At 55.1% G+C, this 19,774-nt stretch carries 25 protein-coding genes, 6 tRNA genes and 1 pseudogene; 27 read left to right on the top strand and 5 right to left on the bottom strand.

Annotated features, from left to right (window positions below; translation table 11 throughout):
* Positions 1–130 precede the first annotated feature (130 nt).
* Entirely contained in the window at positions 131–901 is a 771-nt protein-coding gene (locus SGP1_RS07265; protein ID WP_000664222.1) for a DNA adenine methylase, read from the top strand.
* 47 nt (positions 902–948) lie between these two features.
* Here the strand turns inward: SGP1_RS07265 and SGP1_RS07260 are convergent, their stop codons facing one another.
* Both SGP1_RS07260 and SGP1_RS07255 read right to left on the bottom strand, forming a co-directional pair.
* Positions 949–1,476 carry a hypothetical protein gene (locus tag SGP1_RS07260; RefSeq protein ID WP_001228474.1) on the bottom strand — a complete coding sequence of 176 codons (528 nt, stop codon included), beginning with the start codon at positions 1,474–1,476 and terminating at the stop codon, positions 949–951.
* Positions 1,477–1,517: 41 nt separating this feature from the next.
* On the bottom strand, positions 1,518–1,928 hold the full coding sequence (locus tag SGP1_RS07255) for a helix-turn-helix domain-containing protein (RefSeq protein ID WP_001569385.1): 411 nt from the start codon (positions 1,926–1,928) through the stop codon (positions 1,518–1,520).
* Positions 1,929–2,016: 88 nt separating this feature from the next.
* Here SGP1_RS07255 and SGP1_RS07250 point away from each other — a divergent pair, with 88 nt between their 5' ends.
* The 25 genes and pseudogenes from SGP1_RS07250 to SGP1_RS07140 all read left to right on the top strand — a co-directional run bounded on the left by SGP1_RS07250 (position 2,017) and on the right by SGP1_RS07140 (position 15,666).
* Entirely contained in the window at positions 2,017–2,241 is a 225-nt protein-coding gene (locus tag SGP1_RS07250) for a hypothetical protein (RefSeq protein ID WP_001041677.1), read from the top strand.
* Positions 2,238–2,543, top strand: coding sequence for a helix-turn-helix domain-containing protein (locus tag SGP1_RS07245; RefSeq protein WP_000042842.1), 306 nt, complete (start codon positions 2,238–2,240; stop codon positions 2,541–2,543). The genes SGP1_RS07250 and SGP1_RS07245 overlap by 4 nt, the downstream gene beginning before the upstream one ends.
* 9 nt (positions 2,544–2,552) lie before the next feature.
* Positions 2,553–3,461, top strand: coding sequence for a DUF3102 domain-containing protein (locus tag SGP1_RS07240; RefSeq protein ID WP_006687266.1), 909 nt, complete (start codon positions 2,553–2,555; stop codon positions 3,459–3,461).
* Between the two features lie 3 nt (positions 3,462–3,464).
* Positions 3,465–5,234, top strand: a complete 1,770-nt coding sequence (locus SGP1_RS07235; protein ID WP_011410680.1) for a DDE-type integrase/transposase/recombinase — start codon at positions 3,465–3,467, stop codon at positions 5,232–5,234.
* A gap of 10 nt (positions 5,235–5,244) precedes the next feature.
* Positions 5,245–6,411, top strand: a complete 1,167-nt coding sequence (locus SGP1_RS07230) for an ExeA family protein (protein WP_011410679.1) — start codon at positions 5,245–5,247, stop codon at positions 6,409–6,411.
* Between the two features lie 2 nt (positions 6,412–6,413).
* Positions 6,414–6,683: a hypothetical protein gene (locus SGP1_RS07225; protein WP_000835317.1), complete on the top strand. Its 270-nt coding sequence runs from the start codon at positions 6,414–6,416 to the stop codon at positions 6,681–6,683.
* A gap of 17 nt (positions 6,684–6,700) precedes the next feature.
* Positions 6,701–7,312 carry a DUF3164 family protein gene (locus SGP1_RS07220; RefSeq protein ID WP_000005725.1) on the top strand — a complete coding sequence of 204 codons (612 nt, stop codon included), beginning with the start codon at positions 6,701–6,703 and terminating at the stop codon, positions 7,310–7,312.
* A gap of 78 nt (positions 7,313–7,390) precedes the next feature.
* Positions 7,391–7,579 carry a hypothetical protein gene (locus SGP1_RS26830; protein ID WP_001569384.1) on the top strand — a complete coding sequence of 63 codons (189 nt, stop codon included), beginning with the start codon at positions 7,391–7,393 and terminating at the stop codon, positions 7,577–7,579.
* Positions 7,576–7,848 carry a hypothetical protein gene (locus SGP1_RS07210; protein ID WP_016246284.1) on the top strand — a complete coding sequence of 91 codons (273 nt, stop codon included), beginning with the start codon at positions 7,576–7,578 and terminating at the stop codon, positions 7,846–7,848. The genes SGP1_RS26830 and SGP1_RS07210 overlap by 4 nt, the downstream gene beginning before the upstream one ends.
* 15 nt (positions 7,849–7,863) lie before the next feature.
* A complete protein-coding gene (locus SGP1_RS07205) occupies positions 7,864–8,160 on the top strand; it encodes a hypothetical protein (protein ID WP_001569383.1) in 297 nt (98 codons plus the stop codon).
* A complete protein-coding gene (locus SGP1_RS07200; RefSeq protein WP_001135926.1) occupies positions 8,147–8,836 on the top strand; it encodes a DUF2786 domain-containing protein in 690 nt (229 codons plus the stop codon). The genes SGP1_RS07205 and SGP1_RS07200 overlap by 14 nt, the downstream gene beginning before the upstream one ends.
* Complete coding sequence (locus tag SGP1_RS32955; RefSeq protein ID WP_000967768.1) at positions 8,833–9,048, top strand: hypothetical protein; 216 nt, start codon at positions 8,833–8,835, stop codon at positions 9,046–9,048. Before SGP1_RS07200 ends, SGP1_RS32955 begins: the two co-directional genes overlap by 4 nt.
* Complete coding sequence (locus SGP1_RS07195) at positions 9,038–9,466, top strand: gp16 family protein (RefSeq protein ID WP_000988476.1); 429 nt, start codon at positions 9,038–9,040, stop codon at positions 9,464–9,466. Before SGP1_RS32955 ends, SGP1_RS07195 begins: the two co-directional genes overlap by 11 nt.
* The gene (locus tag SGP1_RS07190) at positions 9,463–9,852 is read left to right on the top strand and encodes a Mor transcription activator family protein (RefSeq protein ID WP_001281697.1); all 390 of its coding nucleotides are present in this window, start codon (positions 9,463–9,465) and stop codon (positions 9,850–9,852) included. The genes SGP1_RS07195 and SGP1_RS07190 overlap by 4 nt, the downstream gene beginning before the upstream one ends.
* A 162-nt stretch (positions 9,853–10,014) precedes the next feature.
* Positions 10,015–10,104 (top strand): annotated as a pseudogene (nagB, locus tag SGP1_RS31925) (glucosamine-6-phosphate deaminase); the annotation flags it as partial.
* A gap of 16 nt (positions 10,105–10,120) precedes the next feature.
* Positions 10,121–11,263 carry an N-acetylglucosamine-6-phosphate deacetylase gene (gene nagA, locus SGP1_RS07185; protein WP_011410678.1) on the top strand — a complete coding sequence of 381 codons (1,143 nt, stop codon included), beginning with the start codon at positions 10,121–10,123 and terminating at the stop codon, positions 11,261–11,263.
* Positions 11,264–11,280: 17 nt separating this feature from the next.
* Positions 11,281–12,534 (top strand): DNA-binding transcriptional regulator NagC, encoded by a 1,254-nt coding sequence (gene nagC, locus SGP1_RS07180; RefSeq protein ID WP_011410677.1) that lies wholly within the window; start codon positions 11,281–11,283, stop codon positions 12,532–12,534.
* A 113-nt stretch (positions 12,535–12,647) separates the two neighbouring features.
* The gene (locus SGP1_RS29300; RefSeq protein ID WP_148203415.1) at positions 12,648–12,956 is read left to right on the top strand and encodes a hypothetical protein; all 309 of its coding nucleotides are present in this window, start codon (positions 12,648–12,650) and stop codon (positions 12,954–12,956) included.
* Between the two features lie 42 nt (positions 12,957–12,998).
* Positions 12,999–14,660 carry an asparagine synthase B gene (gene asnB / locus SGP1_RS07170; protein WP_011410676.1) on the top strand — a complete coding sequence of 554 codons (1,662 nt, stop codon included), beginning with the start codon at positions 12,999–13,001 and terminating at the stop codon, positions 14,658–14,660.
* A 414-nt stretch (positions 14,661–15,074) separates the two neighbouring features.
* Positions 15,075–15,151: transfer RNA gene (locus SGP1_RS07165), tRNA-Met, on the top strand.
* A gap of 5 nt (positions 15,152–15,156) precedes the next feature.
* Positions 15,157–15,242: transfer RNA gene (locus tag SGP1_RS07160), tRNA-Leu, on the top strand.
* A 19-nt stretch (positions 15,243–15,261) separates the two neighbouring features.
* A tRNA-Gln gene (locus tag SGP1_RS07155) sits at positions 15,262–15,336 on the top strand.
* Positions 15,337–15,382: 46 nt separating this feature from the next.
* Positions 15,383–15,457 (top strand) — tRNA-Gln (locus SGP1_RS07150).
* A gap of 51 nt (positions 15,458–15,508) precedes the next feature.
* A tRNA-Met gene (locus SGP1_RS07145) sits at positions 15,509–15,585 on the top strand.
* Between the two features lie 6 nt (positions 15,586–15,591).
* A tRNA-Gln gene (locus SGP1_RS07140) sits at positions 15,592–15,666 on the top strand.
* A gap of 74 nt (positions 15,667–15,740) precedes the next feature.
* On the opposite strand, the gene SGP1_RS07135 is transcribed toward SGP1_RS07140, so the two are convergent.
* The 3 genes from SGP1_RS07135 to ubiF all read right to left on the bottom strand — a co-directional run bounded on the left by SGP1_RS07135 (position 15,741) and on the right by ubiF (position 18,099).
* Positions 15,741–15,992, bottom strand: a complete 252-nt coding sequence (locus SGP1_RS07135; protein ID WP_148203414.1) for a hypothetical protein — start codon at positions 15,990–15,992, stop codon at positions 15,741–15,743.
* Between the two features lie 60 nt (positions 15,993–16,052).
* Positions 16,053–16,568, bottom strand: coding sequence for a hypothetical protein (locus tag SGP1_RS07130; protein WP_041866742.1), 516 nt, complete (start codon positions 16,566–16,568; stop codon positions 16,053–16,055).
* A 346-nt stretch (positions 16,569–16,914) separates the two neighbouring features.
* The gene (gene ubiF, locus SGP1_RS07125) at positions 16,915–18,099 is read right to left on the bottom strand and encodes a 3-demethoxyubiquinol 3-hydroxylase (protein ID WP_011410675.1); all 1,185 of its coding nucleotides are present in this window, start codon (positions 18,097–18,099) and stop codon (positions 16,915–16,917) included.
* 173 nt (positions 18,100–18,272) lie between these two features.
* Between ubiF and miaB the strand changes: the two genes are divergently transcribed.
* On the top strand, positions 18,273–19,697 hold the full coding sequence (gene miaB / locus SGP1_RS07120) for a tRNA (N6-isopentenyl adenosine(37)-C2)-methylthiotransferase MiaB (protein ID WP_011410674.1): 1,425 nt from the start codon (positions 18,273–18,275) through the stop codon (positions 19,695–19,697).
* The last annotated feature ends 77 nt before the right edge of the window (positions 19,698–19,774 follow it).

Genomic DNA, 19,774 nt, shown 5'->3' with positions numbered 1-19,774 from the left:
GCCCGGTGCGGTAACACCAGGCTGGTCATCAACCCACAGGTATGCACTGTGAGCCGACCAGGGTTCAGTCAGTCTCGCGAGACCAGACTAGCCTGCCATATTTTCATTGATTGCAAAAGGCTTACGGATAATGAAAGAACAATCTTTACCCATCGTCCCATGGATTGGCGGTAAACGTCGTCTGGCGAAGCATATTTTACCATTGTTTCCGGCCCATACCTGCTATGTGGAGCCGTTCTGCGGGGCAGCTGCGCTCTATTTCCTAAAGACTCCCAGCAAGACCGAAGTCATTAACGATATCAACGGGGAACTGGTGAACCTCTATCGGGTGGTCAAGCATCATCTGGAAGAATTTATTCGCCAGTTCAAATGGGCGCTGGTCAGCCGTCAGATTTACAAATGGTTGCAGGATACGCCGGAAGAAACGCTCACCGACATTCAGCGGGCGGCCCGGTTCTACTACCTGCAGAAACAGGCATTTGGCGGCAAGGTCGCCGATCACACATTCGGTACCTCTACAACCAGTGCGCCGCGCTTCAATTTGCTGCGTATTGAGGAAGAACTGTCGATGGCACACCTGCGCCTGTCGAGAACGCTGATAGAGCATCTGGACTGGCACCAGTGCATAGAGCGATATGATCGCCCGCATACGCTGTTCTACTGTGACCCACCGTACTGGGGAACGGAAGGCTATGGTGTGGAGTTCGGGCTGGAAAACTATGATCACATGGCAGATTTAGCGCGAAGGATCAAAGGGAAGATGATTATATCAGTGAACGATATCCCGGAAATGCGGCAGGTATTCAACGGTCTGAACATGCAGTCGGTTGATATCAGCTACAACCTTAAGGTAACAGGCAAACCCAGCCCGAAGAAAGAGCTGGTAATTTGTAATTTTTGAAAGAGGTAGTTAAAGGTGGTGGTGCATCTGCAGCACCACCTAAACATTTAATCCTGCCTTGGACAAGTCCAATAATCATTATCTGGCTCTGGTGAATAAGCTTTCAAACAACCTGCTCGCGGGGTCTTACCATCATCTGTCATAGGAACTTTTTCCTTATCAAGTTTCACGGTCAGGTCTCCACCAGGAACATCCGTTTTATCGAAAAAAACAGCCTGACATGCTGATTTAGATATTTTCACTTCGTGGGCATTATTTGATATGAACAAATAACAATTATGACCAGAGGCTATGTAGTCACTTGGAATATTATTTTCGTCTTTAATATGAAACTGCACCGTTGTCACCGGACGTTCGCTATCCTCGGATACTTCGACTTTTTCAAAACTGTCCGCGTACTTATCCAGGCCGGGGAGTTGTTGGCGAATAAACGGTAATTCGCGATTTACAACCGGATTATCTGTTTCAACGCTAAAAACCGCGTGCTCCTTAGCTGTGGTGGACGTATCAGCAGGATCGGTATTATCTCCACACCCAGATAAAACAAATATCAACGGTAAAAATAATTTGCGCATAGTCATGTCCTTATACCTCTAATGTTCTTAATAGGAACAGATTAACCCGTATTTTTTAATCTTTCGAACGCTGCGGACAGCTCCTTAAGCTGTTTTTCCATATCAATCATTCGCTGTTTTTCCTCAGCGCCTCGCAGCAACTCTTTTCGCACCTCTGGCTCCAGTTGGTTGAGCAGCTCCAATAACTTCAGATCAGACTGGTTGAAATGCTGCTCCTGATTAGCTGGCTGTGCTTTCTCTACCCCAACAGCTTCCCCTTTACCAGTAAGTAGCCAATCTATTGATATGTTCAAATGGGTGCTTAGCGCAACAAGAGCCTCTGCATTAGGTTCTCTCTCTCCACGCAGATAGTTTTGAAGTGAGCGATATGGAATTTTTGACAAGTCTGACAATGCCTTAATTGTCAGACTCTTAGCATCCATCGCTTCGCGCAATCTCTCTTTTATACTCATTTGAACATATCTCAATTTGACATACCCGTTCGGGTGCGTACAATAGACCCAATAGAGTACATCATAACCCAACAGGAACACGGTGCATATGAACAAACAACAAGTTCGGGCACGGCTGGTTGAAAGAGGCAGTAGCTTGCGCCAGTTCGCGCTTAACGCGGGCTATGAGCCACGAACAGTCACCCAGGCTGTCAGCCGCTGGGCAGGCAAAAGCGAACTTCCACGCGGTCGTTTGACTTATCGGATTTTGCGAGACCTTTCGGTCGCAATAGGCAAAGAAGTTACCCCCGGCATCCTCAAGGAGGCGTCATGAGTAAACCAAATACATCAAGCTCAGGTACCCGTATTTTGCGTGTCCTTAAGGCTTTACGCGGTCACGCTCTGAACGGTGTTTCTAACGGCGAGCTGGCGTCAGCTCTGGGCGAGTCCCCGGCGAATATCAATCGGGCGCTCAATACCCTTATCGAAGAAGGACTGGCCCTGAAACTGGATAACGGGCGTTTTGCCCCAGGAGTCCAGCTCTTACAAATCGCCATGGCGCACAGTACCGAAATGGCGCGGGCGCAGGATCGTATCAATGAAATTAACCAGCGTGTTATGGCTGGTAGTCGCTAAGGAGTTGAAATGGGACGCACAAAATCACAACCAGTTGAACTAGTGGAAGATGCACCGCTGACCGATGGTCTCAGTGTCAGTCTTAATGCTATGTCCGAACATCGCCTCGAAATCATGCAGCAGTTTGGTGATGGCCTGCCGTATGAACGTGATCGTATTGTCCATGAAACACGTTTTTATATGGCTCAGAGTGCTGAAGCCATGCTGGAGGCGGGTAAACGACTGGTAATTCTCAAAGAAAATGAACCACATGGTGACTTCATCGACATCGTTGAGTCTCAGTTGTCCCTATCCAAACGTACCGCGCAGGTGATGATGCAAGCATCCCTCAAATATTTGTCTCCCAAGCTTGAACCAAAAGCGCAAGCGCTTGCGCTTTTGGGTAAAACAAAGCTGTTTGAGTTGATGACGGAAGATGACGAAGACCTCGTCGAATTAGCCGATGGCGGCACGATTGCTGGTATGAGCCTCGATGATATTGATCGCATGACAAGCCGCGAACTGAAAGCGGCCCTACGCGAAGCGCGTGAAACCAACGCAGCACAACAGCGCGTGCTTGCCGACAAAAACGAAAAAATCGACTCGCTCTCCACAAAACTGGAGAAGAAATCCCGTATCCAGCCGCCCAAGCCTGACGAAGAGGTGAAGAAGCTGCGTGCGGAAGTTACAGCGTTAGCGGTTGAGGCGGAATCTGCCATCGCCGTTCGACTGTCCAGCGCCTTTGAGACCCTGTGCGCATACTGTGCTGAAAATATGATTGATACCCCCAGAGACTTTATGGCCGGTCTGGTCTGCCAGTTGGAAAGCACCGCGCGTAGCCTGCGCTCCACATTTGACCTGCCGGACGAGCCGACAGGCAACGCCGCCCCTTCATGGCTGACTGACCCGACGCCAGAGATTAACGGGCAGGAGGCATAACCCATGAGTGCCGCCCTGACTGAACGACTGGTTTATGTTGCCCGCGCGGCACGTGACGCGGGGCATGGTAAGCGTGGTGCGATATATGATGCCGCCTGCGCCGAACTGGGCATTTCCCGCGCCACCCTGCTGCGCAAGCTGAAGGAGGTATCAGTGACTGACAAACGTAAAAAACGCGCCGATGCCGGGCGCAGTGCCCTGAGCCGCGACGAAGCCGCGCTGATATCTGCCACGCTGCGCGAGGCCACCCGTAAGAACGGTAAGCGCCTGTATTCCATCGCGGATGCGGTGGAGACCCTGCGGTCAAACGGCTTTATCACTGCTGGCAGAACGGACGAGGCCACAGGCGAGTTTTTCCCGCTGTCCGAGGACACCATCAGCCGCGCCCTGCGGAACTATGGTCTGCACCCGGAACAGCTTGACGCACCGGCCCCGTCGTCCGAGATGGCCAGCCTGCATCCCAATCACGTCTGGGAGATTGATGCCTCACTTTGTACGCTTTACTACCTGAGCAACGGCCATAAAGGGTTGCAGGTGATGGACAGCTCGAAGTTCTACAAGAACAAGCCTGCCAACATCGCCCGCATCGCCAGTGACCGCGTGTGGAGTTACGAGATTACCGACCATACCAGCGGCTGGATTTACGTTGAGTACGTGATGGGTGCGGAATCTGGTGAGAACCTCTGTTCTGTGCTTATCAACGCCATGCAGGAGCGCGGCGGCGCGGACGTGCTGCACGGCGTGCCGAAAATACTCTACCTTGATCCCGGTTCGGCGAACACCGCTGGCATGACGAAAAACATGTGCCGCTCGCTGGGCATCAATCTGATAGCGCACAAGCCGCATAACGCCCGCGCCACCGGGCAGGTGGAAAAGGCCCGTGACATTATCGAACGTAAACTGGAGCCGGGTCTCAAATTCCAGCCGGTTCATAGCCTGGACGAACTGAACGCACTGGCGGTGAAATGGCGCAGCCACTTTAACGCCACGGCGGTCCACAGCCGCCACGGTAAAACCCGCACGGATATCTGGCTGAAGATTACTGCTGACCAGCTGAAAAAAGCGCCATCCGTTGAGGTTTGCCGCGAACTGGCGGTGGCCGCACCGGAACTCCGTAAGGTCACACCAAAACTGCGCGTCTCGTTCCGGGGCAATGAGTTTGACGTTTCGACGGTACCGGGCGTACTGGTCGGCGAAAAACTGATGATTACCCGTAACCCGTGGCGCAGCGATGTGGCGCAGGTGGTGCTGACCGGTGAGGACGGTCACGAGACGTTCTTCCTGGTCGAGGAGGTCAGAAAGAACGAGTTCGGCTTTGCCGAAAGCGCGGCGGTATTTGGCGAAAACTACAAAGCCCTGCCGGAGACCCCGGCGCAGACGGCGGCAAAAGAAATCGAAGAGCTGGTTACGGGCACCGATAACGCCACCGATGCAGCTGCTGCACGCAAGGCGAAGGCGCTGCCGTTCGGCGGGCGACTTGACCCGTACAAACATATCGACGACACCACGCTTCCGGCCTATATGCCGAAGCGCGGTCAGGCTTCAGACGTGCGCGGGCCGCGTATTGAGCAGCGTCCGCTGACCCATGTGGAGGCGGCGAAAGCCCTGCGCGAGAAGTTTGGCGCTAACGGCCATATCTGGACGCCGGAACATTACCGCCAGTTAACGGCGCAGTACCCGGATGGCGTACCTGAAGCCGCGCTGGATGAGGTGATGGTTACCCTGACCACTCCGGCCCGCAACAGCGTTATCAGCATCGTTAACGGTAACTGAGGAGGAAGGCATGCTGGTACTGAAGCAACAACTGAAAGAGGCCCGCATCCCGCAGGCGGTGGTGGCAAGAGCCGTCGCCGTTTCCGAGGCCACGCTGGCCCAGATTGTGAACCATAACGAGTGGCCACGCACCAGCCCCGAAGAGGTACGCCAGCGTCTGGCGTTGTATCTGGAAAGTAAGGGGATTGATACAGCGAAAAGTTTTGATGCTGCACAGGGCGCTGTCACGCCCCGTACAGCGGGTACTACCGATAAAACCAACCTCAGTGAGGAAGAGAACATGTTACTCAAAAAGCAGGTGTTATTTCCAGCAACCAAAAAAGCGTTTGGCCTTTTCCGTGATCCGTTCGCCGATGAAGCCATGCAGGGCGCGGACGATGTGTTCACCACGCCGGATATCCGCTACGTGCGTGAGGCGCTGTTCCAGACCGCCCGCCATGGTGGCTTTCTGGCGGTTATCGGCGAGTCCGGTGCGGGTAAATCCACGCTGCGCCGCGACCTGATTGAACGCGTCAACCGCGAGAACGCGCCGGTGATTGTAATCGAGCCATACATCATCGCCATGGAAGACAACGACGTGAAGGGCAAAACCCTGAAGGCGGCAGCTATCGCCGAGGCCATCATCAGCACCATCGCGCCGCTGGAGAGTATCAAGCGCAGCCAGGACGCCCGCTTCCGCCAGTTGCACCGAGTCCTGAAGGACAGCAGTCAGGCGGGTTTCAGCCACGTTCTGGTGATTGAGGAGGCCCACAGCCTTCCCATTCCGACGCTGAAGCACCTTAAACGCTTCTTCGAACTGGAGTCCGGCTTCAAAAAACTGCTGTCCATCGTGCTGATTGGCCAGCCTGAACTGGCGGACAAACTGTCCGAACGCAACATGGAAGTCCGTGAGGTCGTCCAGCGCTGCGAGGTGGTTGAATTGCTGCCGCTGGACAACAGCCTCGAAGAGTTTCTGACGTTCAAACTGCAACGTGCCGGTAAGCAGCTGGCCGACATCATGGACGCCAGCGCAGTGGAAGCCATCCGCGCCCGTCTGAGCAATCTGGGTAGTAGCCGTAAAAGCATGGTCAGCCTGCTGTATCCGCTGGCCGTCAGTAACCTGGTGATAGCCGCCATGAATCTGGCTGCTGAAATCGGGGTCCCGCAGGTCAACGCCGACGTCGTCAAAGGAGTTTAATCATGAAATCCATCGCCGATATCAACCAGCAGATGAACAAGGTGCAGTCCGCCATTATGGCGCTCAACGCCATGAACACTACCGTGCAGAGCGTCATGATTGCTGGCAGTAAGCCGGTTATCCGTATCGCCCGCAACGGGCACTGTGCCCGCCTGCTGGAGCAGGGCAAAGCGAGTTATACCCATGTTGGCCATGACGGCTCAGGGCGCTTCCGTCAGGGTGTCTTTGAGTTGCATGGCTGCCGTATTACCTGGTCAGAGTCGTTACATTAACCATAAGGTGAACAGAGATGAGCGAAGTAAATAAAGAAAACTACATGAAAGACCGCAAGGGGCGTCTGGTGCCGGTTGACCAGGTGTCTGACTATGACCTTGCGATGGACTCTTTCGTTAAAGAACAGGTTGTCGCCGCGAAGGTTAAACGCGATGAACTCAGTGACTTCAAGCGTCGTGCCTTTGACGAGTGCTATGCCTGGCTTGACCTTGTGGCCGAGAAGTACGGCAGAACGCGTGGCGGTGCCAAAGGCAACGTGACCTTCAGCAGCTTCGACGGTGCTCAGCAGATCACCATCCGCGTGCAGGAAACCCTGACCTTCGGGCCAGAGCTGCAGATTGCCAAAGACCTGATAGACGAGTGCGTCACCGAGTGGTCGGAAGGCGCGAACGCCAACCTGCGGGCCATCATCAGCGATGCTTTTCAGGTGGACAAAGAGGGCCAGCTTAATACCGGACGTATTCTTTCCCTGCGCCGCGTCAAGATTCAGGACGAGCGCTGGAACCGGGCAATGGAGGCCATATCGGAATCACTGCAGGTGGCAATGTCCAAAACCTATATTAATTTCCGGGAGAAAGATAAACACGGGAAGCTAATTAATATTCCGTTAGATATCGCTGCCATTTAATTTTAATTCAATTTCTTTTTATTTCGGCGTCAGTGCCGTGGGCTTCTGCACGCCGAAAACAGCATTAAGGAATAAATCATGTCCATCAAATGTATCAACTGCCAGAAAGGTATCACCACCCTGAAGTTCAGCGACGCCAGCGTCATTTCCTCCGGTAAGTACCGCGTACCAGCCGTCCTCATCACGCTGGTATGCCCACACTGTAGCCAGCATTACTACACCGAAGTCCCGGCCATGGAATTCATCCCTTGTGAGGCAAAGAAATGATTACTGCAAAAGAAGCCGAAAAACGGACCCGTGAAATTGTCGCGGAATATATCAGTGAATGTGGTTGTGAAAATCCCAACCATATCCGGCAGGTATTAATCAAATTAATCAGCATGGCTTCACACGCCATCGTGGCAACAAATGGCCTAGATCAGGCCATTTACGTTCTTCACGCCACCAGTGACCACCTGAGAAAAATGCCGCCGCTGTACGAGCTGGAAATTACTGAGGACGGCAACGTGAAAGTTATCGGCGTATCACGCCATTGATTCGGGGAAGATAAGATGAAAGGCATGAAATTATATAACCGTTCGACGATCTACAATCTGGCCCTCAAAACCTTCGGCCCAGAAGCTCAGGCTCTGAAGCTGATGGAAGAAGCTGCCGAACTGGCCGCTGCTGCTGCCCGCAACATGAACGGACTGGGCAATGAAGTTGATCTGGCAGGCGAACTGGCTGACGTTGAAATCATGATTGAACAGTTCCGCCTAAACGGGATGGGCCTGATGATTGATTTTCATAAGCAGAAAAAGCTGGAACGCCTTGCCGAACGCCTGGGGGTGACTTATGCCGCAGAATAATGAAAAGCTGCTGGAGAAGTTAAAAAAGCTACTTGCGCTGGCTAAATCCGATAACCCCCATGAAGCGGCACTGGCACTGCAACGCGCCCAGAAACTGATGCAGGCCTATAACATCACCCAGGCTGACCTCGCACTCAGTGATATTGATGAAAGCGTCAGTAACTACTGGGCTGCAGGTAGCGTTAATCCGCCGCGTTATATGCTGGGTCTGCTGGATATTATCCAGGTGGCATTTGGCGTTAAGTCTATTATTCACTCCGGCTTTAAACCCGGCGTTGGCTTTTACGGTAATAAAGACCGGGTTGAACTGGCCTCATATACATGGGAGGTACTGGCCAGACAGTTAATCATGGCCCGTAAAAACTATATTCGACAGCAGAATAAAAGAATCAAAAACACGACCAAGACCAGCCGTGGTGACAAATTTGCCGAAGGGTGGGTTCTGGCCGTGCGTAGCGAGGTTCATTTATTTGCTATGTCCCGCGAAGAACGGGAGCTGGCAAACCTCTGGCTTGAACAAAAATACCCTGATTCAGGAACAACCTCTGGCCGCAAAGCCGGTAAATCCCGTGACGCGGACATGTCCCGCCACATCGGTTACAGAGAGGGAGAAAACGTCCGTCTACATCAGCCTGTCAGCGGGCAGGAACAGCGGAAGCTGGGGAGTGGCTTATGATGGCTGAATCAATTGTATGTGCCTTGTTCTGGTATGGTCTCGTGGGGTGGTGTACTGCTGAACTGCACCGCCGTTCAGGGTTTTACTCACGTTACAGCGGTACCGGACACTGGATCAGTTGGGCCGTTATGTTCCTGTGCTGGCCTGTCGCGCTTCCTTTATATGTCGACTATATCGGTGGCGCAGGTAAAAGGAGTGGCAATGATGACTAAGCAGCGTCTTATTCAACTCATTCATATTGCCCGCAGCGACCTCCAGATGGATGAGGACACCTACCGCCAGATGCTACAGGGGCTGACCGGCAAAGCCTCAACCAAAGGGATGGATACCCCACAGCTAAACCGCGTGCTGGAATCAATGAAAAAGAAAGGCTTTCGCATTAAGCCTGCCGGGAAAGCCAAGTCCGGCTTACCGCTCGACAGCCATCCGCAGTCAAAGAAAATCCGTGCGCTATGGCTTGAAATGGCTGCCGCAGGCATCGTCCGTGACAGTTCAGAGCAGGCGCTGGCGCTGTGGGTTAAACGGGAAACCGGCATCAGCGCGTTACGCTGGCTCAGCAATGAGCAGGCAAGTAGCGTGATTGAGAAACTGAAGAAGTGGCAGCGCAGAGCTGCGGGAGTGAAGCAATGAGCGACCTGAATCAGTTTCGTAGTAAAGGGCCGGAACTGTTGGTGGAACTGGCACAGCATACCTCTGAGACTGTCCGCGAGATTATTGATATCGAACCCGCAGTTGCCGACCAGATTGGTCAGGCCGTCGCGAACCGCATGATGCAGGTCTGGGGTGGGCAAAACGTCTATTTTCCGATGGGCATGGTCTGGAAGGTCAGCCAGCGCGACCGGGAAATTTTCCTGGAGTTTGACGGGCGCAACCATCACGAACTGGCCCGCAAATTTGGTGTTTCACTACAGTGGGTTTACAGCGTGGTGAAGCGGGTAAGAAAAGAAGAACTGGATCGGATGCAGGGCAAACTGTTTGATGGCGAACCTGATGCCGATACAGGGAAAAAGGAGTAATATCTGCAATCAGGCTGGTGCGAGTTCTGTTTTTTTCGGGCCGGTCTGATTTTCACATACTGTAAGGTTATTGCATATTCCATCCAGTCTCTTCCCATGTTGACCCAGTACTTCCCATAATTATCTCACTTATCCCCTGTCATTTATCTCAAGTCTAATCAGTGCGATGAACCGTCTACCCAGGAATTGAAGATGAAAACGGTCAAATACTTCCGTGAACTGGAACAAGACAATCTGAACACCGCCGACTAACCTCCCGGAGCTGAATATGTATGCTTTAACCAACGGCCGCATCTATACCGGTAGCGAGATTCTGGATAACCACTCGCTCGTTATCGCAAACGGCGTTATCGACGCCATTTGCCCCGCCGACAGCCTGCCCGCCGGCATTGAACGCCGCGATTTGGCCGGCGCCGCGCTGGCGCCCGGTTTTATCGACCTGCAGCTTAACGGCTGCGGCGGCGTACAGTTCAACGACAGCCTGGACGCGCTGTCGGTCGAAACGCTGGAAACGATGCAGGCCGCCAATCAGCGCTCCGGCTGCACCAGTTTCCTGCCGACCCTCATCACCAGCACCGATGACTATATGCGGCGGGCGGTGGAGGTCATGCGCGCTTACCTGGCGCAGCATAAACATCAGGCGCTGGGGTTGCATCTGGAAGGCCCCTACCTCAGCCCGGTCAAAAAAGGCACCCATGATCCGGCATTGATACGCGCACCGAGCGAAGAAATGGTGGTCTTCCTGTGCGCTAACAGCGACGTGATAAGCAAGATGACCCTGGCTCCCGAACAGGTAGACGCGTCTGTTATCCGCCGGTTGTGCGACGCCGGCATTCGCGTTTCTATTGGTCATTCCAATGCCACTTACCAGCAGGCCAAGGCGGGTTTCGCCGCCGGCATCAGCTTTACGACCCATCTGTTTAACGCCATGCCGCCGATGGTCGGGCGCGAACCGGGTGTTATCGGCGCCCTGTTCGACGCGCCGGAAATTTATTGCGGTATCATCGCCGACGGCCTGCATGTCAACTGGGCCAACATTCGTAACGCCAAACGCATTAAAGGCGATCGCCTGATATTGGTCACGGATGCCACCGCCCCGGCCAGCGCGGAAAATATTGATCGGTTCATTTTCGCCGGCAAAACAATATACTATCGCGATGGCCTTTGCGTGGATGAACACGGTACCCTTAGCGGCTCGGCGCTTACCATGATTGAAGCGGTACGTGGTAGCGTAGAGTACGCCGGTATCGCATTGGACGAGGCGTTGCGCATGGCAACCCTTTACCCGGCACGGGCGCTGGGCGTGGACGCGCGGTTAGGGACGCTGACGGTCGGCAAAATCGCCAACTTAACCGCCTTCACCCACGATTATAAAATCAGTAAAACTATCGTTAACGGCGACGAAGTTTGACCATAAGCGAGTAAGCGATGACACCAGGCGGACAGACCCCGATAGGCAATATTGACCTTGTTAAACAGTTAAATAACGCGGCGGTCTACCGTCTCATCGATCAAATGGGCCCCATTTCCCGTATTCAGATAGCAGAACAAAGTCAGCTCGCGCCCGCCAGTATTACCAAGATCACCCGCCAACTGCTGGAACGCGGCCTGATCCGTGAAGTGGATCAGCAAGCCTCCACCGGCGGCCGGCGGGCTATCTCCATCGTGGCCGAAACCCGTGGCTTCCAGGCCATCGGCGTTCGCCTCGGCCGGCATGATGCGACGATCATGCTTTATGATTTGAGCGGCAAGGCCCTGCAGGAAGCCTACTTCCCGCTGCCGCAGCGGACCCAGCAGACGCTGGAGCTGGCGCTGATGGAAGCTATCGCCGACTTTCTTGAGCAGGCGCAGCGTAAAATCCGCGATCTCATCGCTATTTCGGTAATTTTACCGGGGCTGGTCGACCCCTTCTCCGGCATTGTCCGCTATATGCCTCATATACAGGTACACCACTGGCCGCTGGTAGATCAGTTGCAGCAGCGTTTCCATCTCACCGCGTTTGTAGGCCACGACATTCGCAGTCTCGCGCTGGCGGAGCACTATTTCGGTGCAACCCAGGATTGCGCCGATTCCATATTGGTTCGTTTGCACCGCGGTACCGGGGCAGGCATCTTGATAAATGGCCAGATTTTCCTTGGCAGTAACGGTAACGTGGGCGAGATTGGCCATATTCAGGTCGATCCGCTGGGAGAACGCTGCCACTGCGGCAATTTTGGCTGTCTGGAAACCATTGCCGCCAATGCCGCGATCGAGCAACGGGTGCGCCTGCTGCTCAGTCAGGGTTATGCCAGTAAACTGACGCCGGACGACTGCCGGATAGACACCATCTGTCTGGCAGCCAACCGCGGTGACGGGTTGGCGGTGGAAGTGATCGAGCACGTCGGCCGTCAGTTGGGTAAGGTGATAGCGCTCAGCATTAACCTGTTCAATCCGCAAAAGGTGGTATTGGCGGGCGAAATCACCGAGGCCCACAAAATTTTGCTGCCGGCCGTGCAGCGCTGCATCGATAATCAGGTGCTGAAAGCCTTCCGGCAAAACTTGCCGGTGGTCATCTCAGTGCTGGATCATGGTTCGGCCATCGGCGCTTTCGCCCTGGTGAAGCGCGCCATGCTTAACGGCGTGCTGCTTCAGCGGTTGCTTGAAGCCGACGCAACGCCGCATCGGCGCATCGGCGCAGGGTAAAGACTGCCTCCTAACGCATCAAAGTTCTTCGGGGGCGCCGATTTAACCGGTCCTGCCCGACAAATGGCCTGCGTCACGTTACACGACAACGTTGCAAGCCCACGGGTAATGCTGTGAATGAGCCGCGACTTTCCGGGTCTACCCGGCGATTGACCTGCCCCTGTTTGCCTTTTTCAACCCGCAGAGTGAAGGGGCACTTAGCCCATTTGCCTCATGCCCCCGGCAAGACGGTGACCCACACGGCCGCCGGCGGTAAAAATCGCATTATTGAATTCACAATGAACGCGCTCTTTTCTTCTGGTTTAGTGCCTTTTATATCATTATTTCGCTTTTTTATTGATGATTATTCACCTGATAACGTTTATTTCCACCTGGATATTGAATTGTTGGGTCGTTTTGATGCTAAATCGTTGCATATGTGACGGCGCAGGGCGACCGCCGGAAATCATCATGAGGGAAAAATTATGTGTTCTATTTTTGGGGTACTGGATCTGAAGACCGATCCGGTTGAATTACGTAAACAGGCGCTGGAATGCTCTCGCCTGATGCGTCACCGCGGCCCCGATTGGTCCGGCGTCTATGCGGGCGAAAAAGCGATATTGGCCCATGAGCGTTTGTCCATCGTCGACGTCAACACCGGCGCCCAACCTCTTTACAACGCGGCGCACACGCACGTGTTGGCGGTAAACGGCGAGATTTATAAGCATCAGCTCATCCGCGAACAGCTGGGCGACCGCTACGCCTTTCAGACCGGTTCCGACTGCGAAGTCATTCTGGCCCTGTATCAGGAAAAAGGCCCGGAATTTCCGGACGAATTGCGCGGCATGTTCGCCTTTATCCTGTACGACACGGAAAAAGACGCCTATTTAATCGGCCGCGATCACATGGGCATCATCCCGCTGTATATGGGTCATGACGAGCACGGTAACCTGTATGTCGCGTCGGAAATGAAAGCGCTGGTCCCGGTCTGTCGCACGCTCCAAGAGTTCCCGCCGGGACACTACCTCTGGAGCCAGGACGGTGAACTGCGTCCCTACTATCAGCGCGATTGGTTCGATTACGATCGGGTGAAAGACAATGTCACCGACAAAGCGGCGCTGAAGGCGGCTCTGGAAGAATCGGTGAAAAGCCATCTGATGTCTGATGTGCCCTACGGCGTGCTGCTGTCCGGCGGGCTTGATTCATCCATAATCTCTGCCATCACTAAGAAGTATGCCGCCCGTCGGGTGGAAGATCACGCGCAAAGCGAAGCCTGGTGGCCGCAGCTGCACTCTTTCGCCGTGGGCCTGGAAGGCTCGCCGGATCTGAGCGCCGCCAGCAAAGTGGCGGCGGCGCTGGGCACGGTGCACCATGAAATTCATTTCACGGTGCAAGAAGGTATGGACGCGATCCGCGACGTGATTTACCACGTCGAAACCTATGACGTCACGACCATCCGCGCCTCGACGCCGATGTACCTGATGTCGCGCAAAATCAAGGCGATGGGCATCAAAATGGTCCTGTCCGGCGAAGGCGCCGATGAAGTGTTCGGCGGCTATCTCTATTTCCACAAGGCGCCGAACGCGAAAGAGTTCCATGAAGAACTGGTGCGTAAACTGCAGGCCTTGCATATGTATGACTGCGCCCGCGCCAACAAAGCGATGTCCGCCTGGGGCGTCGAGGCACGCGTCCCCTTCCTCGACAAGCAGTTCCTGGATGTGGCGATGCGTATTAACCCGCAGGATAAAATGTGCGGCAACGGCAAAATTGAGAAACACGTGCTGCGCGAATGCTTTGCCGATTATCTGCCGGAGAGCGTTGCCTGGCGGCAGAAGGAACAGTTTTCCGACGGCGTGGGCTACAGCTGGATTGACAGCCTCAAAGTCATTGCCGCGGAGCAAATCAGCGATCAACAGCTGGCCAACGCCCACTTCCGCTTCCCCTATAACACGCCGACGTCCAAAGAAGGCTATCTGTACCGGGAAATTTTCACCGAGCTGTTCCCACTGCCAAGCGCCGCGGAATGCGTACCTGGGGGCCCGTCGGTGGCCTGCTCTTCCGCCAAGGCCATCGAATGGGACAAATCGTTCAAAAAAATGGACGATCCCTCTGGTCGCGCGGTAGGCGTACACGCTTCGGCCTATTGATAGCCGCCTGCGAGAATGCCCTGCTGGCGTCCAGGACCGTTGGACAGACGGCCATCGGCCTCGGCCGGCAATGCTGAGTGCATGGCGTCAAACCGCCGTGAGAGCCCCGTTGCCGTGGCGGCCTGCCGCTGTCGGGCAGGCTCTCGCTGGACGCTGTTCATTGCACCGGTCAGGGGGCTGCCGCCCCGTCAATCCTCTCTGTTATTCCGGTTAAAAACGGGCCTTATTGGCCCGGTTTTCCTCCCCGTGAGCGCGGGAAAATCATTACGTTAGCCGCTTTTATGGTCAGGTTGTTCATTAGTCAGACAAACGGCCCGCGCAATGCCGGATTAGCGAAAAAAAGGGGGTTGACTGAAGTTCGTCAACTCCGCATAATACGCCCCGCAACGCCGAATGTAGGTCACGCGGAAAGTTGGCTACGTAGCTCAGTTGGTTAGAGCACAGCACTCATAATGCTGGGGTCACAGGTTCGAATCCCGTCGTAGCCACCACCTTTGCGGGAGTGGCGAAAATTGGTAGACGCACCAGATTTAGGTTCTGGCGCCGCAAGGTGTGCGAGTTCAAGTCTCGCCTCCCGCACCATCGTTCGGTAAGCAGCAAATGGGGTATAGCCAAGCGGTAAGGCAGCGGGTTTTGATCCCGCCACCCCCAGGTTCGAATCCTGGTACCCCAGCCAACTCGCTTTGTCTTTCGGGCGAACAATGCTGCAATTGCGGCTAAGATGGGATATAGCCAAGCGGTGAGGCAGCGGGTTTTGATCCCGCCACCCCCAGGTTCGAATCCTGGTATCCCAGCCAAAATGACCTGCCGATATCGCGGTCTGTTGCAAAGTAATCGGTCAAAAATACGGCTACGTAGCTCAGCTGGTTAGAGCACAGCACTCATAATCCTGGGGTCACAGGTTCGATTCCCGCCGTAGCCACCATATTTTTGGGGTATCGCCAAGTGGTAAGGCACCGGATTCTGATTCCGGCACCCCCAGGTTCGAATCCTGGTACCCCAGCCATATCAAGCCCGCGCAGGCGGCAATTAAAAACGCTCCCTCCGGGAGCGTTTTTTTAGCCGTTGTGCGACCCCCGCTCAGGACGCATTAACGATAAAATTAAGCCGGTCGTAACAATTGTTGGCGCGCGTCATCAAGCCCTCAAAGGCCGGTTGCATAATTTCATCATGACTGATCCACGGCGTTTTGACCGTTATCTGCTTGCTGTAACGGTAACCACGCGCCGTCTTCTCTCCCACGATGTCGATATCGAACCATCGAGAGCGGAGCCAGCAGGCGTTTACCGCCGCGGTAATGCCCTCGCCAACCAGATTTATTTGCCGCGACAATTTTCCCTCCAAATAAATATCGGTTAACCCGCCTTCACGCCGGTAGCGGTTAAAATCATCCTAAACCGTGGGGTAAGGGCTCCCCAAATAGAGATAGCGAGAATCGGCAATCCGCGTCAGAGTATGGCAATCTTCGGCATGGATATTGACCGGGTAGGCGTCAGGTAACTGATATTGCGTCGGGTCGCGTTCCACCCGGCAGCGGGCGTTTTTATTCACCACCGCGTTGCATAAAGCGATATCGATACTTTCCACACCCTGTTCACAATCCCCCTGGAACAGATTGGCAAGATCGCCGCCCTTCATTCTCACTTGCCGCTCGTGGACAGTCGACCGCCCCTGCGCGGTAAAAGTCTCATTGCACTCGATCCGCTCTTCCTGCCGCGGCGTGGACGCCAGGATAGCGTCCACGATCACTTTTCCTTCCGGCGTGAAAACCAGCACAGCACGATCCTGGAGATCCGGCGCCACATAGTCGGGCACATAATAATACTGAGTGGGATCAAGCCATTCGATTTTGCCGGCAATGTTCGCCTGTACGATGGCATGGTTGGCCGTGACGCCCGGAATAGCCATAGCCATTTTGCTCGATTTGGGATTGACGTTTACCGTGGGCAGGGTTCATGAGCAAAAGCGCAATGACCGCGAAACAGCAGTTTCCCTTCTTCATCGAATGTCCTTTTCAATTGTCTTCTTTCCCTGGAAATAACGGCCTAATAAGACGGTTATGCTGGCTATAATATTGGCCTTGCCGGGCGGTAACAACCCGGCGATGAAGCATTAGCGTCTGAATAAAAAAACCATTAATAAAATATTGGATAGCAATAAAGTCAAGATGCGTGCGTGAGATGCCGTAGCGAAGATGTGCCCTAAACCACCGCCTGACACGTCCGTCACGTCGGACGGCTGCGGGCCAGTAACGTTACAGCCCCAGCGCGTAACACAGCACCCGGTGCTTAAGGCCGCCGGCGCGCTGTGCCAACATCAGGCCGAGATTGCGTGCCAGCATTAGCGGCGGCAAGTAGTTGCTAAACGTCGTGTAAAACGCATCCATTCCCGCCTGCATCAGCAGGTTATCGCCGCGCCGACGGCGTTGGTAACGTTGCAGCACCGCCCGCGTTTCCCAACGTTCACCACGATCGCGAGCGACAATCAAGACCTCCGCCAACGCATCGGCATCGCGAAAGCCAAGATTGGCCCCCTGCCCGGCGAGGGGGTTAATGGTATGCGCGGCATCCCCTATCAGCGCCAGCCCCGGCAACACATAGTCGCGGGCGTGGCGGCGCGTTAAGGGAAACGATGCCGCCCCATGCAGGGTGAAGGCACCGAGCCGGTCGGGAAAGGCCGCCTGCACTTCTCGCGCCAGCGCCGGCAGAGGGAGTTTATCCAACTGGCGAATACGCGCCGCGCTGTCATACCACACCAGCGACGCCCAGCGCCCGTAGAGCGGCAAAAACGCCCGCGGTCCAGAGGGGTGAAACGCCTGCCAGGTCACGTCCTGTTGCTGTCCGCCGTCCATTTCTACGCTGAGCAAGAGGCAGGATTGGCGATACTGCCAGCCGCTGACCGCAATGCCCGCGTGTTGACGTACCCAGGAATGCGCGCCGTCGGCCCCGACCACGAGCCGACTCGCGACGCTACTGCCATCATCAAGCGTTAACCGCCAGCGGCCGTCGTCCCACGCCATGGCGGCGAGCGACGCCGGGCAACGCAGCGTCAACGCGTCGCAGTCTGTAAAGCCTTGCCATAAGGCCTGCTGGAGTCGGCGGTTCTCCACCATAAAACCCAGCTCCGGCAGGTTAAGGGAGGCGGCATCGAACGCCACCACCGAAGACGGCCATTCCCAGGTTTCCAGACGGCGGTACGGCACGCAAAACCGCTCGTCGAGGCGTTGCCAGGCGCCGATGCGGCGCAACAGCGCCACGGAAGCGCAGCTGATAGCCGACACCCGCAAATCCGGCGGTGCGTCATCTGCGGCCGGCGTCGGCGGCGCCGGATCGATTATCAGAACCCGGAAGCCCGCTTGCGCCAGCGCCAGCGCCAGCGCCGCCCCCACCATGCCGCCGCCAGCCACCACTACTTCATAGCCTGTCTCGTTCGTCTTCATTTCGGCCTATGCCTACGCTATTATTTTCCAGTTTCCGGTAGTGTACCGCAAAATTGGCCCTTCCAAGATCCGCCTCGCGCGCTAGACTGGTCACAACACCGGCAAAGGATTACAATACGCGCCCTGCGCAAGCCTACGGGCTTTTTAATACTGCATCGAGTACTGGCAAGCTGATGACCAAAAAACTCCATATCAAAACCTGGGGCTGTCAGATGAATGAATACGATTCATCCAAGATGGCCGACTTACTGGATAGCACTCACGGCTATCAGTTGACGGACAACCCCGAAGAGGCGGATGTCCTGCTGCTTAACACCTGCTCCATCCGGGAAAAAGCGCAGGAAAAGGTGTTCCATCAGCTGGGGCGCTGGCACATGCTTAAGGAAGCCCGACCGGAATTGATCATCGGCGTCGGCGGCTGCGTGGCGTCGCAGGAAGGCGCCCATATCCGTGAGCGGGCCAATTACGTGGATATCATTTTCGGGCCTCAGACGCTGCACCGCCTGCCGGAAATGATTAATCATGTCAATGGCACCCGCAGCCCGGTGGTGGATATCAGCTTTCCGGAAATCGAAAAATTCGATCGTCTGCCGGAACCGCGCGCCGAAGGGCCGACCGCCTTTGTGTCTATCATGGAAGGCTGCAACAAATACTGCAGTTTTTGCGTCGTACCCTATACCCGCGGCGAAGAAGTCAGCCGCCCGTGCGACGATATCCTGTTCGAGATAGCCCAGCTTGCGGATCAGGGTGTGCGTGAAGTCAACCTGCTGGGACAGAACGTCAACGCCTATCGCGGCGCCAGCTATGACGGCGGCATCTGCACCTTCGCCGAACTGCTGCGGCTGGTGGCGGCCATCGACGGTATCGACCGTATCCGCTATATCACCAGCCACCCTATTGAGTTTACCGACGATATTATCGACGTTTACCGCGATACGCCGGAACTGGTCAGCTTCGTGCACCTGCCGGTGCAAAGCGGCTCCGATCGCATCCTGACCATGATGAAACGCGCCCACACCGCGCTGGAATATAAATCGATCATCCGCCGGCTGCGCAAGGCGCGCCCGGATATCCAAATCAGCTCCGACTTCATCATCGGCTTTCCGGGCGAAACCCAGCAAGACTTTGAGCAAACGATGCAGCTTATCGCCGACGTGAATTTCGACATGAGCTTCAGCTTCATTTACTCCGCGCGTCCCGGCACGCCTGCCGCTGATATGGTGGATAATGTCAGCGAAGAAGAGAAAAAACAGCGGCTCCATATCTTGCAGGAACGTATCACCCAACAGGCCATGCAGTACAGCCGCCGCATGAAGGGTAAAGTGCAACGTATTCTGGTGGAAGGCACATCGCGCAAAAATGTGATGGAGCTGTCCGGCCGTACCGAAAACAATCGGGTGGTCAATTTTGAAGGCGCGCCGTCCATGATTGGCAAATTCGTCGATGTGGAGATCGTCGACGTGTATCCCAATTCCCTGCGCGGCGTCTTGTTGCGCACCGAAGATCAGATGACATTGCGCAGCCATGAAAGCACGGCGTCGGTCATTGCCCGCACCCGTAAAGAGAACGAACTGGGCGTGGGCATGTACCAGCCGTGACCCCCCTGCCCGCCAGCTTTCCGGAGCGGCTTGCCGCTCCGCCGCCATGCGGCTCACCTGCTTGCATTGCACTAATT

It is taken from the genome of Sodalis glossinidius str. 'morsitans', from assembly GCF_000010085.1.
GTDB lineage: Bacteria > Pseudomonadota > Gammaproteobacteria > Enterobacterales > Enterobacteriaceae > Sodalis > Sodalis glossinidius.
The sequence above is the reverse complement of the archived record's forward strand: the minus strand, read 5'-3'. Positions and strand labels throughout refer to the sequence as shown.